The organism is Streptomyces bicolor (assembly GCF_000719285.1).
GTDB classification, from domain to species: domain Bacteria; phylum Actinomycetota; class Actinomycetes; order Streptomycetales; family Streptomycetaceae; genus Streptomyces; species Streptomyces bicolor.
In genome coordinates this window covers 57,627-71,636 of sequence record NZ_JOFS01000005.1, presented here as the reverse complement: position 1 = coordinate 71,636, position 14,010 = coordinate 57,627, and the positions used below count along the sequence as shown (strand labels likewise).

The following is a 14,010-nucleotide window of genomic DNA, read 5'->3' as shown; positions in this document are numbered from 1 at the left end:
GGCCCTAGGCGTTCTGGGCGAGCAGGTCATCGATCCTGGCCGTGTCGCCGCGCTGTACGAGGTTGATCGGCACCTGGGCGCTGGGGTTGGCCTTGCCGGCGGCGACCGCGAGCGGCACGTCGACGATGGCGGCGGCGAGATCGTTCGGGGCCAGGGCAGCGGAGGCCCGGTAGAAGGTGCCCTGCTTGATCGCGAGGAGGGAGGGCGCGGAGCCGTCCTGCCCGCCGACGAAGGTCTTGGCATCGTCCCTGGCGCGGCCCGTCTGCTGCAGGGCCTTGTAGGCGCCGTACGCGGCGGCGTCGGTGATACCGAGGACGATGTTGAGGTCGGGGTGCTTGGCGAGGATGGCCTTGGCCTTGGACAAGCCGGTGTCCGGGTCGATGGCCTGTTCCTGTGCCACCACGTCCACGCCGGGAGCGGCCTTGGTGAAGGCCTCGACCATGCCCTTGGTGCGCTCGCGGCCCAGCTCGATGGTGCTGTCGGTGAGGAAGGCGACCTTGCCCTTGCCCCCGAGGCTCTCCTCGGCCCACTTCGCCGCCGCCTCGCCCAACTGGGTTCCGCCCGCACGGAAGCTGAACTGGATGTCGGCGCTCTGGTGCTCCAGCGATCCGCCGTAGGTGACCCAGATCAGGCCCGCCTCCATGGCACGCTGCGCGACGGCCTCCATGGCCTCGAACACCATCGGGAAGGAGACGATCGCCGGGACCTTCTGCGCGATCCAGGTGTTGAGGTTGGAGGCCTGCGTGTCGGCGTTGGCGTTGTCGCTCGTGGTGATCAGGGAGCTGCCGTGCTTCTTCGCCTCGGCCGTGGACAGCTTGACCAGCGTGGAGTAGAGCGGGAGCTGCGTGAAGGGGTAGTCGAGTCCGATCTTCGTCAGCTCCTTGCCCCCCGAGGATGCGGGCTTGGCCGAGGCCGACGCTTTCTCCGGCGCCGAACAGCCGGCCGCGGCCAGCGCCGTGGTGGCCAGCGCGCCGGCGGACAGGGCGAGGAACCGTCTGCGGGAGGCGGCGGAAGGCATGCTGGACTCAGGAGTGATCATGGCAGGGCTCTCCGAGGGGCAGGCCCGCGGGAGGCGGGCGTCCGGGGTCGTGCCGGGTGACGCGTCGAGTTACATGTCGAGTGACGTGTCGAGTGGCGTGTCGAGTGGCGTGTCGAACAGGAAAGACTCCCGGCCGCCGTGCCGCCATCGGTAGAAATACCGATCAGGTACGACGACGTGCCCTCACGGGATCGATTGGGTCACGGAACGGTGAACACCTTGCCGCCCGAACAGCCGCCTCATATCGTTGGGCCTCAAACGACCTTCCTGATTCCGAGCCCACCCGGAGGCTCGTTTGCAGAGCCATCACCAGATCGCGGCGGCCGCCCGCATCGGCATGCTCGCCCACGAGCCGGACACACCGGCTGCCTGTGCCGAAGTCCTGCGCGAACTCGCCCGGGCTCTCCCCCTCGACGCGGCGACGCTGCTCTCGATCGATCCGGTCACCGGCGACCACGTCCAGTTGGCCGGGGTCGGCTACACCACCGAGCTGTCCCAGAACCTGGCCGCCGAGTTCGTCAAAACCCCGTGGTACCAGAACGTCATGCGGCAGGAACTGCCGCCGTCCATCTCCGAGGACGCCGACGACAGCGGAACGCGCTTCAGGCACGGCTGGTTCTACGCCGAACGGGTCCGCCCCGCCGGGTTCCGCGACGGAGTGACCGGAGCGCTGCGTCACCGCGGCCGCCTCGTCGGTCTGGTGCACCTCTCCACCGAGCGTGCCGACGCGTACGACACCGACGCACGGCGCCTGCTCGCCTGCGTCATGCCGGCGCTCGCGGCGCTGGCCGACCCGGTGCCGTACATCACCGACTTGGAGAACGGCCTGACGCACGGAAGTGCGGCGAGCCTCGTGACGGACGGTGCCGTGATCGACGTGCCGGGGCGTGAGCGCGCAGGGATCGTGCGCGACGAGGTCTTCCACGAGCTCCTGCGGGCCTTCACCGGCACGGGCGGGCGGCGGCTGCGCCTGCTGTGGTCAGTGGGGGGCGACTGGCGGCGCGTGACGCTCCAGCGGTACCTGCCGGGTTCCCACCGCCTCACCGGTGCGGTGCTGGTGGTGGAGACACCCACCGAACTCCCCTACGGGCTCAGCCCGCGGGAGCTGGAGGTGCTGACCCGGGCAGCCACGGGCCAGACCAACCAGGCCATAGCGCAGGCGCTGTACCTGGCGCCACGGACCGTGCATACCCACATGGAGCACCTGCTGCGCAAGACGGGCGCCGCCTCTCGCGCCGAGGCCACCGCCCTGGCGGTCCGCGACGGTCTGCTGCGCCCGGCTCCGGATCAGGTGGCCCGCTTCGTCGAGCGGTGAGGCGTACCGGGCGGGGCGACGCCGGCGCACAGGGTGCCGGGCGGTTTCCTGCGCGCCGGGCCGGGTGGTCCGTCCGTGCGGCGGTCAGCCGACCAGTCGCTCCACGCGCCGCATCACCTCACGGCAGAACGCCCCGACGCCGCCTGGGTCGTCGATGAACTGGTTCGGCTTGACGCAGAAGGTCGTGAAGCCGCTCTCCCACTGCTCGGGAACCGCGGCGAGGGCCGCTCCGAGATCGGCCGGCGAGCGGTCGTCGGGGAAGACGGCCTGGGTGCCGCCGATCATCTCCAGGTCGGTGATGTCTCGTCCCGCATCCGACATCGCGTCCTTCAGCGCCCGCAGGTCTTCGGGCGCGGGCCGGCCGAGCGGATGGAAGCCGTGGCCGTGGCGGACGAGCCGCCGCAGCAGCGGGCCGTGCAGTCGCTGCCCGCCGAACCAGAGCCGGGGGCCCTCGGGGCGGTATGCCTTGGGCTCGAAGTAGACGTCCTGGAAGGGGTAGTACGGACCGTCGTGGGAGAGGGGCGACGGCCCCCACGCCTTCGCCCACACCTCCAGGTGCTCATCGAGCAGCTTTCCGCGCTCACCGAACGGCACGCCGAGCGCGTCGTACTCGTCCCTGCTCCAGCTCACCGTGGGTTGCACCACCAGCCTCCCCTCGCTGATCAGGTCGAGGGTGCCCAGTTCCCGGGCGAGCAGCAGCGGGTGGCGCAGCGGGGCGAGGACGGCCGCGGCGGCCAGCCGGAGTCGTTCGGTGACCGAGGCGATGGCGGCGAGCAGGAGCAGCGAGTTCGGCCAGGGGGTGTACGGGTCCTGGTTGCCCGGCAGGGCGTAGTCACGGGGGTTGCCCATGATCCCCCGGTCCGCCGCGTCGGGTCCGAGGACGATGTGCTCGCTGACCATGACGGCGTCGAAGCCGGCGTCTTCGGCCTCACGGGCCCATCGCACGGCCGTGGGCAGGTCGGCCCGGCCTCCGGTGAGGGTCCAGTTCTCGCTGAGGACGAGCAGCATGCGTGGGGTGGCGGGGGTACTCATGGGGCTCCTCTTCATCTTCGTACAATTTGGAGCCGAACGAACGGCCCGGTGGGACACGTGTCCGTTCGGGGAGCAGGCGTTGCCGCGACCAGACGAAGGAGCCGCCCATGCCCGGCCAGCGATCCATCACCGAAGCCGAGAAGCTGGCGGCCGCGAAGCTCGGTGGTTTCCCGATCCGTCGGGAGCAGATGGCCGCCGTGGCGAACATCTACCGGGCCGCCTCCGCGGTCCGGCATCACCTGGAGAACTCCGTCCTGCGCGGCTCGGATCTGACGTGGACGGCGTTCGTGGTGCTGTGGGTGGTCTGGGTGTGGGGCGAGTCGGAGACGCGGTACGTGGCCGAGGAGGCCGGTATCTCCAAGGGCACTCTCACGGGGGTCTCCCGCACCCTCGAGTCTCGTGGACTGATCAGGCGGAGCGGGCACCCGACGGATGGACGGCTGGTGTTGCTCGGCCTCACCGAGGAAGGCGAGGAGTTCATGCGCCGGGTGTTCCCGGCGTTCAACGAGGAGGAGGCGTTCGTCACCGCCGGGCTCAGCGACGCGGAGTGCCGCAGTCTGGCGGACGGTCTGCGCAGTGTCGTCATGCAGGTCGAGCAGCACGGCGAGGAGCGGCGCCAGTCGCTGCTGGGCGGCGCCGAGCCCGCGCCCCGTCGCAGCGGTCGCCGGTCCAGGAGCTGAGCGGGGCGTCAGCGTCGCTCCTCGGCGGCCCGTACCAGGGCGTCGAAGAGCCGCTGCTGGACCGGATCCTCGTGGGCGGTGTCCTCAGGGTGCCACTGCACGGCGCTGAACCAGCCCTCGGCGGCGGGCAGTTCGAGCGCTTCGACCGTGCCGTCCGCCGCTCGTGCCGTCGCTCTCAGACCCGCGCCGAGGCGGTCGACGCGCTGGTGGTGGTAGCAGGACGCCTCCACCTTCTCGGCGGCCGTCGCTCGTGCGACCACCGAGCCGGCCTCCAGGGCGACGGGATGCACGACGTGCCGGTGGTCGCGCCCGGGACCGCCCATGTCCTGTTCCAGGGTGCCGCCGAGAGCTACGTTGACCGCCTGCAGGCCACGGCAGACGGCGAGCAGGGGCAGGCCGGTCTCCAGCGCGGCCCGTGCCACGTCCAGGTCGAAGGCGTCCTGGACGTCGTCCACGTCGTAAATGCTGGCGTGGGTGTCGACGGCGCCGTACGTGTGCGGGGCGAGGTCTCCGCCTCCGGGCAGCAGGACGCCGTCGAAGCGGGCGAGCCGGGCGGCGGTGCCGGTCTGCGCGGGATGGAGGCTCACGGGTTCTCCGCCGGCCCGCCACACCGCCTCGATCAGGGCTCGGGCGTTGACCTCGGCGGCGTAGCGCAGTGCGGAGGTGGTGGCGCTGAAACGGGCGGGGATCGCGATGAGCGGGCGCATCACAGCTGGATCCATGTCGTCTTGAGTTCGGTGTACTTCTCCAGGGCGTGCGCGGACTTGTCGCGGCCGTTGCCGGACTGTTTCATGCCGCCGAAGGGCACGGTGAGGTCGCCCTCCTCGTAGCAGTTGACCCAGACCGTGCCGGCCTTGAGGGCGCGGGAGACGCGGTGGGCGGTGGACAGGTCGGAGGTCCAGACGCCGGCGGCGAGGCCGTAGTCGGTGGCGTTGGCCAGCCGGACCGCCTCGTCCAGGTCGTCGAAGGCGAGGACGGAGAGCACCGGACCGAAGATCTCCTCGCGGGCCAGCCTCATGCGGGGGTCCACGTGGTCGAAGACGGTCGGCTCCAGGAAGCTGCCGCCGGTGTCGGTGAGGGTGCGGGAGCCGCCGGTGAGCAGGCGGGCGCCCTCCGCCAGGCCGGTGGCGATGTGGTCCTGGATGCGCCCCAGGTGCTCCTCGCCGACCAGGGCGCCCATGTCGGTGGCCGGGTCGAGGGGGTCGCCGACGCGCAGTTCGCGGGCGCGTCGTACGACGGCCTCGGTGACGTCTTCGGCGATGGAGGAGTGGACGAGGAGGCGCGAGGGCGCTGTGCACATCTCGCCCTGGTTGAAGAAGATGCCCCAGGCTGCGGTGGCGGCGGCCTTCTCCAGGTCGGGGGCGTCGGGCAGGATGATGTTGGGTGACTTGCCGCCCAACTCCAGCCAGACGCGCTTGAGGTTGGAGTCGGCCGCGTAGTGCAGGAAGTGGCGGCCGACGGCGGTGGAACCGGTGAAGGCGAGGACGTCGACATCCGGGTGCAGGCCGAGGGCACGTCCGGCGACAGGGCCGTCGCCATTGACGACGTTGAGCACGCCCGGCGGCAGTCCCGCCTCGGCGGCGACGGCGGCCAGCAGCAGCGCGGACAGCGGTGAGTGCTCCGACGGCTTCAGTACGACGGTGCAGCCGGCGGCCAGGGCGGGGGCGAGCTTCCAGCCGGCGAGGGTGAGCGGGAAGTTCCACGGCACCACCGCGCCGACGACTCCGGCGGGTTCGCGGGTGACCAGGGCGAGGGCGTCGGGGGCGGTGTGCGGGGACTCGTCGGTGAGCTTGTCGGAGAGCTGGCCGTACCAGCGGAAGGTGTTGATGAGCGCGCGCAGTTCGATGTCATGGGCGTCGGTGATCGGTTTGCCCATCTCCAGGGTCACGGCGAGGGCCAGATCAGCGCGCTGCTCCTGCAGCAGGTCGGCGATGCGCACCAGGATGCGGCCGCGGTCGGCGGGCGCCAGCCGCGGCCAGGGCCCGCTGTCGAAGGCACGGCGAGCGGCGGCCACGGCGGCGTCGATCTCGGCGGCGCCGCCGTCGGCGACCTCGGTGAGCACCTGGCCGTCCCGCGGCGAGACGACGGGGAAGGCTGCGCCCGCCCCGGCTTCCTCGGCACCGTCGATGTGGTGTGCGTGCGGCAGCACCAGCGCCTTGGCCCGGCGGAGCCATTCGTCGTGGGTGACAGCGGGCATGGGGTTCTCCAGACCGTGTTTCCGGTGGGACGTCGAAGGAGGTGGGACGTCGAAGAATTCGAGGAGCCGAGGAGCCGAGGAGCCGAGGAGCCGAGGAGGCAGCGGGCGAGGTGTTACGGCTGCGCCCGGCCGCGCCGACGCCTGAACCACTCGGTGGCGGCACCCACGACGAGCACGGCGGGGACGGTCGCCTCCAGCCACGCGGCGGTGCTCGCCTCGCCGCCGATGAGGGTCGTGAAGTTGGCCAGGATCAGCCAGATCGCGCCCGCCAGACCGAGTGCGGCGAGTGCGGGTGCGACCAGCGTGTTGAAGCGCCGGGGGTCCAGCCGCTCACGGCGGAAGAAGACGATCACGGACACCGAGGTCAGCAGGTACAGCAGCATCATCGCCAGGACGGCGAGTCCACTGAACCAGGAGAACAGGGTGAGCACCGGGTCCTTGCCCGCGATCACGAAGGGGACGACGAGGAGGAGGGCGATGCCGGTCTGCGCGCACCCGGCGGCCCAGGGCGCGCGGCGAGCGTTGAGCCTGCGCAGCGGCTGCGGCAGCAGTCCGTCGCGGCTGAGGGAGAACAGGTAGCGGTTGGCCGAGTTGTGGAACGTGAGGATGCCCGCGAACAGGGAGGTGGCGAGCAGGACGGGCAGGACGTCGTTGACCCATCCGCCGAACTGCGTGGCGATCGGGGCGAAGACGAACCCGGCCGAGTCGCCGCCCGAGAGGGCCTCTCCGGCCGCCGCCGGGGCCTTGTCGGCGCCGTAGGCGGAGACCAGCGCCCAGGACGTGAGGGCGAAGAAGCCGGTGACCACGAGTACCGAGAGATAAGTGGCCCGGGGCACGGTCTTCTTCGGCTCGCGGGCTTCCTCGCCGTAGATCGCGGTGGCTTCGAAGCCGAACAGCGACGCGACCGCGAACATGACCGCGACTCCCGGGGCCCCCTGAAGGGCCGCTGACGGCGAGAAGCTGTCGGCGAGGCCCAGTCCCTGCGGCCCGCCGCCCTGGAACAGGGTGACCAGACCGAACAGCAGCAGGATGCTGAACTCCGCCGCGACGAACACGGCGAGGACCTTGGCGCCCATCTCGACGCCGGCCGCGCCCAGCGCCTGTACCACGGCCATGGTGGCCAGCGTCCACACCCACCAGGGCAGGTCGAGGCCGGTGTGGTCGGCGACCAGACCGGCGACGATCGCGCCGTACAGGCCGTACATGGCGGCCTGTATGACGCAGTACGCGAACAGGGCGACGGCCGCGCCGGCGGCACCGGCGGTGCGGCCAAGGCCGGTGCCGATGTAGGTGTAGAAGGCTCCGGCGTCCACGACGTGGCGACCCATGGCGACGAAGCCGACCGAGAACAGCAGGATCATCGCGCCTGCCAGCACATACGCGGCTGGCGTGCCCGCGCCGTTGCCGATCGCGATCGAGATCGGTGCCGCGCCGGCGATGCCGGTGAGCGGCGCCTGGGCGGACAGGACGAAGAACATGATGCCGAGCACGCCCAGGGCGTTGGGCTTGAGCGCGGCTGTGGTGCCGCCTCGCACGGTCTGCTGCGGAGGAGCCGTCTGACTGCCCACGTGGATCACCTGCCAGGGAAGGGAGAGAGGGGACGGAGCGAGAGGAAGCAGAGGGCGGGAAGGAGCGAGAGGAAGCAGAGAGGGAAGGAGCCGCGTATTCATTTCGGCCCAAACGAGATGGCACTCATCGTGGAGCCGGACTATCCGTTTGGCAAGGGGCGGGCGTGGGGATTCCCGGAGCCGGCGGATTCTTGCAGCGGTGTCCCCCGCACCTTGTCGGGGGCGGCAGGCTCAGACGCCGTCCGTGCCCTCGGCGAGGCCCTCCAGCAGGGCGCGCAGTTCGGCGAGGGCCTCCTCGGTGACCTCCCGCTCGCCGAAGACGAGCTGGTGCAGCACCAGGCCCTCCAGGGCGGCGAAGACCAGCCGCGACAGGCCCCGGCCGACCGGCCGGGCGAGCATCTGGGACAGCTCGCGCCGGGTCGCGTCGAAGTACTCCTCGTACAGGCCCCGCAGGTGCGGCAGGAGTTCCGCCCGGCGGCGTGCCTCCAGGAGCAGCTCGTACTGGAACGCCTGGAGCTCGGGACCGGATTCCACCATGTCCGCGAGGCCGGCGGAGAAGTCGGCGACCTTGCCCGTGCCGGGTTCGAGGGTGCTGCTGCTGAGGGAGGAGCGTACGGCGTGCGCGAGCGCCTCCTCGATCAGCGCGTCACGGGAACCGAAGTGGTGCACGACCAGTCCGTGGGTGACCCCGGCCTCCTCCGCGACCGCCCGGTAGGTGAGCCTGCGCAGTCCGCCCCGCGCCACCACGCGCACCGCGGCTTCCAGCAGGGCCTCACGGCCGGCCCCGTAGTTCTTCACGCGTTTGCGGGGGCCGCGCTCACCGGCGGGCTCGGTCATGCCCGCGACTCTACCCGTGGCCAGGGCGTCAGCGCCGCGGTGGCCGAATGCCACGGAACTCCCAGTCGCCGCCGAGGGCGGTGGACAGCACTTCCTCGGACTCGGTGGGCTGGGCGCCGACATCGGCACGGACCGGGGTGGGTCCGGTGACGATGTGGTTGCTGAGCCGGCCCAGGCCCTCCACCTCCACCTCCACCACGTCGCCCGGCTGGACGGGGCGCGAGTTGGCCGGCGTACCGGACAGGAGGACGTCGCCGGGGTAGAGGGTGATGGTGCGGGCGATGTCGGCGACGAGGTAGTGCATGTCCCACTTCATCTCATCCGTCGAGCCGTCCTGCACCACCTGCCCGTTGACGTACGTGCGCAGCGACTTGCCGCGGAAGTCCCAGTCCGTGACGAGTCCCGGGCCGAGCGGGCACAGGGTGTCGGAGCCCTTGACGCGGAGCATGGAGCCGGCGTCGGTGTCACGGAAGTCGTGCAGGCCGTAGTCGTTGGCGATGGTGTAGCCGGCGATGTAGTCGCCCGCCTCGGCCGGATAGATGTTGCGGGCGGTCCTCCCGATGACGATGGCGACCTCGCCCTCGTAGTTGAGCCACTTGCAGCCCTCGGGGCGGACGATAGCGCCCCTGTGGGAGTTGAGGGACGAGGTGGGCTTGTGGAAGTAGGTCGGGGTGTCGGGCAGGTCGATCTGGAACTCGTCCACGCGGCTGCGGTGGTTGAGGTGGACGGCGATCACCTTGGAGGGGACGACGGGGGGCAGGTGCTGGGCGTCCTCGGTCTTGACGCGGCGGCCGTCGGCGGCGACGAGTTCGTCGCCGTCGACGGTGACCTGGACGGCGGCGCCGTCGAGGAGGATGCGGCGGTATTCGGGCATGGCTGGGACTCCTGGCTACGACTGGATACGGCTGTGTGGGGTGCGCGGGGTGGGCAGGCCGGTGCCGGTCCAGCCTTCGGCCGGGCGGTCGAACCAGAGGTGGACCTGGCCGGTGCCGATGGAGTTCTCGTACTCGCCGTACTGGCGGGCCTTGGCGGTGCAGGCCTGTTCGCCGAGGGCGCCGGCCATCATCAGGTAGTGGAAGAACTTCGCCTCGGGCTTGAACTTCCAGAACTCGTCCATGGTGTCGAGGACCTTGTCGTGACGGCCCTCCTTGAACCAGGCGATCCGCTCGAAGTCCGCCTCGCGGGCCTCGGGCGTGAAGATGTGCACCGGGTCGCTGGCCTCGTGGTCACGCAGCTCGCGCAGCGGCCAGAAGGTGTGCGACAGCGCGCCCGAGGCGATCAGCAGCACCCTCCGCCCCGGAGTGGCGGCGATACCGTCCGCAAGGGCGCGGCCCAGGCGCAGGTGGTCCTCCATGTCACCGGTCTGGCAGACGCCGATGGTCACCCACCTCTTGTCGGGCAGTCCCTCGCCGAGGAACTTCCAGAGGTTGATGGTGGCGTAGTAGATCGGCAGGTAGTCGTCGTCGATCGCGGTGATCCAGGTGCCGTGCCGGTCCGCGAACTTCTCGATGTTCTGGGCGAGTTCGGGGTCGCCGGGGAAGTCGTACGGCATTCGGCACATACCGCGCGGCAGCTCCTCCGAGGTGAACAGACCCGCCCGGCGCTGCTGTGCGGTGACGACGAACTCGACCGTCGTGGCCCAGTGGGAGTCGAGGACGACGACGGTGTCGTAGTCGTCCCGTGCGAAGACCTCCTCGCGGAGTTGCTGCAGGCCGGTGACGAGGGTGATCTCCTTGCCCTCGTTCAGCTCCAGCCGGTCGGCCTCCGGCAGCACGATGGTGGGGACGTGGGCGAGCAGGCCCGCCCCGACGATCTCACCCATGGTTGGTCCATCCGTTCGGGGCGGTGACGGTGTTCTTCACGTCGCAGTAGAAGTCGAAGCTCCAGGTGCCGCCCTCGCGGCCGACTCCGGACAGGCGGGAACCGCCGAAGGGGGCCTGCAGATCACGTACGAAGAAGCAGTTCACCCAGACGGTTCCTGCGACGAGTCGCGCGGTGACGCGTTCGGCACGCTCGGGGTCGCCGGTGGCCAGGGTGGCGGCCAGCCCGAAGCGGGTGTCGTTGGCGAGCCGGATCGCCTCTTCCTCGTCGGTGAAGGTCTGCAGGGTCAGGACGGGACCGAAGACCTCCTCCTGCACGATCTCGGAGTCCTGGGCGACGTCGGTGAGGAGGGTCGGCGCGTAGTACTGCCCGTCCTCGGGGTGCCCGCCGATGACCGCGCGGGCTCCTGCCGCCAGTGCCCGCCGCACGAAGCCGTCGATCTTCTCCAGCTGGCCGGGGTGGATGTTGGGCCCGATGTCGGTGGCCTCGTCACGAGGGTCGCCCTGCCTCAGGCCCATCGTCCTGTCGACGAAGCGCCGCGTGAACTCCTCGGCGACCGACTCCTCGACCAGGAAGCGCGTGGCGGCCAGACAGACCTGCCCCGCGTTGTCGTACTGCTCCACCGCAAGGTCGACGGCGAGGTCCAGATCCGCGTCGGCGAACACCAGCAGCGGTGACTTGCCGCCGAGTTCGAGGCTGAGCGGAGTGAGGTTGGCGGCGGCCGACGCGGCGATCCGCCGGGCGGTGGGCACCGAGCCGGTGAAGCTGATCCGGCGCACGTCGGGATGCGAGGTCAGGGCGTCGCCGATCTCCGAGCCGTACCCCTGGACCACGTTCAGCACCCCGGCGGGCAGCCCCGCCTCGGCGGCGATGTCGGCGAGGAGGGAGGCGGTCAGCGGGGACCACTCGGCGGGCTTGAGGACGACGGTGTTGCCGGCCGCGAGTGCTGGCGCGACCTTCCAGGTGGCCAGCATCAGCGGCGCGTTCCACGGGGTGATCAGCACGCAGGGGCCCGCCGGATCCCAGCTGACGTGGTTGCTGTGGCCCCGGGTCTCGAAGTCCCCGTGCTCCAGCTTCAGCAGCCAGTCGGCGAAGAAGCGGAAGTTGTGCGCCACCCGCGGCATCACACCGCGTCGGTGCGAGCGCAACAGCGCTCCGTTGTCAGTGGTTTCGACGATGGCGAGCTCTTCGATCCGCTTCTCGACGCCGTCGGCGATGGCGTGCAGGATACGGGCGCGCTCGACGCGGGAGGTGGCGGCCCAGCCGGGGAAGGCGGCCTTCGCCGCGGCGACCGCGGCGTCGGCCTCCGTCGCGGTGCCCCGGGCGATGTCTGCGAGGACACTGCCGTCGATGGGCGAGGCGTCGGGGAAGGTGTCGGTGGAGGCGACGCGTTCGCCGCCGATCCAGTGCCGGGTGTCGACGGCGACTCCGGCCACGGTGGTGAGGTGCTTGTTCATGCCCTGGACTCCTGGTGATCGATGCGGTGCGAGCTCACTCGGCGCCGGAGGTGTTCGACTCCAGCAGGCGTCCGCCGTCCCACACCACGCCCACCTGGCGGTAGTACGCGGCGATCGGCTCGCGGATCTCCAGCCGGGCCAGCTCCTCGGTGGGCGCCTCGAACAGCTCCAGTTCGGCGTCGCCGCGCCAGGGCTGCCCGCCCTCGAAGGAGGCGGCGCCGGACTCGATCAGCTCGTCCAGTGCCAGGCCCTTGCCCTTCTCGATGGAGGGCAGCCAGCGGTGATGAGCCATGGGGTGGCCGTTGACGAAGCCGTTGGTCTCGGACGGTTCCCGCAGGGTCACCACCGTCTGGGCCAGTCGACGGTCCGCCGCGGCGAGCGTCGCCCCGAACCGCGCTCCCGGCTCGATCCGCGGAGCGGGCCCGTAGGGGTGCGGGCGGGTCTGGTGGATGGAGCCGAGCTTCTTCGGGTAGCCCTGGTGCAGTCCGCGGGCAATGGCGAAGTCCTTGTCGACCCAGATGTACACGCAACGGGTGTATGTCTGCCCCTTGTACTTGCAGCGGACGACCGCGAAGGCCTCCTTGTACTGCGAGAGAACGGGGTCGACGAGCTCCGCGCCGGACTCGGAGCACGACTGCCAGTCGGCCCAGATCAGCGCGACCGCCCCGGGGTCCTCGTCCGCCAGTTCAAGCGGTTCGGGGAGGAGTTCGCGGACACGGGCCGGGTCGGTGCGGTACTCGACGGTGAGCAGGTCGCCGGAGTACCGCCACGGCGGCGCGGGGATCAGCGACGACCGTCCGCTCGCCGTCTTGGGGTGGAAGTAACCACGAACTGGGCTCATGGCGGGGATGTCCTTACGCGGTGAGGGCGGGCTGCTTCAGCAGCCGGGCGCGGTAGCGGGCAGCGTTCAGGGCGGCCGACTGACCGCCGAGCGCCACGACACCGACCAGCCGGCCGGCGGTGTGGTAACCGACGAGCACGTCCCCGTCGGGGTCCCCGTCCAGGACCCGTACGTCGTCCTTGCCGAGCGCGGGCGCGCCGAAGGACTGCAGACGGAACTCGTGCTGGTCGCTCCAGAAGGTGGGCAGCGGCGCGAACGGAGCCAAGTCGGCGGCTGAGCCGGTGAGATGGGCGACGAGGACCTTGGCGGCGTGCTTGGCGGTGTCCGTGGGGATGGACCAGTGTTCGACGCGGCGGGGCACGCCGTCGTAGCGGGCGTTGGGGAAGCGGGCCACGTCACCGACGGCGACCACGTCCGGGAAGCCTCCGACACGCAGCTGCTCATCGGTGACCACCCCGTCCGACAGGTCCAGGCCGTTGTCGTCCAGCCACTCGGTGTTGGCGATCGAGCCGACCGACTCCACGACCACGTCGGCGGGCAGGACGGTGCCGTCGTCCAGCACCACCCCGGTGACCCGGTCCTCGCCCTCGAGTCCCGCGACCGACGTACCGAGCGCGAAGCGCACTCCGCGCTCCTCGTGCCGCTTCAGCAGCGCGCGGCCCAGCAGGTCACCCAGCGGTCCCCCCATGGGCAGGGTCAGTGGATCGACGACGGTCACCTCGGTGACCCCGAGTCCGACGGCGGTGGCCGCCACCTCGCAGCCGATGAAACCGGCTCCGACCACGACCACCCGCGCGCCGGGCCGGGTCAGCTCGTCACGCAGGCCCTGGGCGTCAGTGAGGGTGCGGACCGTGTGACGGCCGGCGAGGGGGCCGGGGCAGCCCAGCCGACGGGGCCGCATGCCGGTGGCGACGACCAGACCGTCGTAGGAGACGGCCGAGCCGTCGTCGAGCACGACGGTCCGCTCCGCGAGCCGGGCCGCGACGACCTTCGTTCCCAGCCGCCACTCGACATCGGCGGCGGCCGCCTTCGGTGTGAAGGCCAGCGACTCGAAGCCTGCCTTGCCCGCCAGTACCTCCTTGGACAGCGGAGGCCGGTTGTAGGGCATGTGGGGTTCGTCGCCGATCACGGTGATCGCACCGGTCCAGCCCGCCGCGCGCACCTGCTCGGCGGCTCGCAGGCCGCCCAGGGAGGCGCCGGCGATGACGACGCGTCCGGTCATG

At 71.0% G+C, this 14,010-nt stretch carries 13 protein-coding genes; 2 read left to right on the top strand and 11 right to left on the bottom strand.

All coding sequences use genetic code 11. The annotated features are described in order from the left end of the window. Window positions 1-4: 4 nt before the first annotated feature. Window positions 5-1,039 (bottom strand): sugar ABC transporter substrate-binding protein, encoded by a 1,035-nt coding sequence (locus IF78_RS0106580; RefSeq protein WP_234439862.1) that lies wholly within the window; start codon window positions 1,037-1,039, stop codon window positions 5-7. A 295-nt stretch (window positions 1,040-1,334) separates the two neighbouring features. On the opposite strand from IF78_RS0106580, the gene IF78_RS0106575 reads away from it, so the two are divergent. Continuing rightward, window positions 1,335-2,354 carry a helix-turn-helix transcriptional regulator gene (locus IF78_RS0106575; protein ID WP_031484044.1) on the top strand — a complete coding sequence of 340 codons (1,020 nt, stop codon included), beginning with the start codon at window positions 1,335-1,337 and terminating at the stop codon, window positions 2,352-2,354. A gap of 84 nt (window positions 2,355-2,438) precedes the next feature. On the opposite strand, the gene IF78_RS0106570 is transcribed toward IF78_RS0106575, so the two are convergent. Continuing rightward, the gene (locus tag IF78_RS0106570) at window positions 2,439-3,386 is read right to left on the bottom strand and encodes an LLM class flavin-dependent oxidoreductase (protein ID WP_031484042.1); all 948 of its coding nucleotides are present in this window, start codon (window positions 3,384-3,386) and stop codon (window positions 2,439-2,441) included. A gap of 107 nt (window positions 3,387-3,493) precedes the next feature. Here IF78_RS0106570 and IF78_RS0106565 point away from each other — a divergent pair, with 107 nt between their 5' ends. Then, the gene (locus IF78_RS0106565) at window positions 3,494-4,066 is read left to right on the top strand and encodes a MarR family winged helix-turn-helix transcriptional regulator (protein ID WP_031484040.1); all 573 of its coding nucleotides are present in this window, start codon (window positions 3,494-3,496) and stop codon (window positions 4,064-4,066) included. 8 nt (window positions 4,067-4,074) lie between these two features. On the opposite strand, the gene IF78_RS0106560 is transcribed toward IF78_RS0106565, so the two are convergent. From IF78_RS0106560 to IF78_RS0106520, 9 genes are all read right to left on the bottom strand, one after another. After that, the gene (locus IF78_RS0106560) at window positions 4,075-4,776 is read right to left on the bottom strand and encodes a gamma-glutamyl-gamma-aminobutyrate hydrolase family protein (protein ID WP_234439861.1); all 702 of its coding nucleotides are present in this window, start codon (window positions 4,774-4,776) and stop codon (window positions 4,075-4,077) included. Further along, on the bottom strand, window positions 4,773-6,263 hold the full coding sequence (locus IF78_RS0106555; protein ID WP_031484036.1) for an aldehyde dehydrogenase: 1,491 nt from the start codon (window positions 6,261-6,263) through the stop codon (window positions 4,773-4,775). The genes IF78_RS0106560 and IF78_RS0106555 overlap by 4 nt, the downstream gene beginning before the upstream one ends. A gap of 113 nt (window positions 6,264-6,376) precedes the next feature. Then, window positions 6,377-7,831: an APC family permease gene (locus IF78_RS0106550; RefSeq protein WP_031484033.1), complete on the bottom strand. Its 1,455-nt coding sequence runs from the start codon at window positions 7,829-7,831 to the stop codon at window positions 6,377-6,379. Between the two features lie 231 nt (window positions 7,832-8,062). Next, window positions 8,063-8,668: a TetR/AcrR family transcriptional regulator gene (locus IF78_RS0106545; protein ID WP_031484031.1), complete on the bottom strand. Its 606-nt coding sequence runs from the start codon at window positions 8,666-8,668 to the stop codon at window positions 8,063-8,065. A 28-nt stretch (window positions 8,669-8,696) separates the two neighbouring features. Beyond that, a complete protein-coding gene (locus tag IF78_RS0106540; RefSeq protein WP_031484029.1) occupies window positions 8,697-9,542 on the bottom strand; it encodes a fumarylacetoacetate hydrolase family protein in 846 nt (281 codons plus the stop codon). Between the two features lie 15 nt (window positions 9,543-9,557). Next, window positions 9,558-10,490 (bottom strand): 3,4-dihydroxyphenylacetate 2,3-dioxygenase, encoded by a 933-nt coding sequence (locus IF78_RS0106535; protein WP_031484027.1) that lies wholly within the window; start codon window positions 10,488-10,490, stop codon window positions 9,558-9,560. Beyond that, window positions 10,483-11,946, bottom strand: a complete 1,464-nt coding sequence (locus tag IF78_RS0106530; protein ID WP_031484025.1) for an aldehyde dehydrogenase — start codon at window positions 11,944-11,946, stop codon at window positions 10,483-10,485. Before IF78_RS0106530 ends, IF78_RS0106535 begins: the two co-directional genes overlap by 8 nt. A 34-nt stretch (window positions 11,947-11,980) precedes the next feature. After that, window positions 11,981-12,787, bottom strand: a complete 807-nt coding sequence (locus IF78_RS0106525) for an acetoacetate decarboxylase family protein (RefSeq protein ID WP_031484022.1) — start codon at window positions 12,785-12,787, stop codon at window positions 11,981-11,983. A gap of 13 nt (window positions 12,788-12,800) precedes the next feature. Further along, on the bottom strand, window positions 12,801-14,009 hold the full coding sequence (locus IF78_RS0106520; protein WP_031484020.1) for an NAD(P)/FAD-dependent oxidoreductase: 1,209 nt from the start codon (window positions 14,007-14,009) through the stop codon (window positions 12,801-12,803). Window position 14,010: the final 1 nt, after the last annotated feature.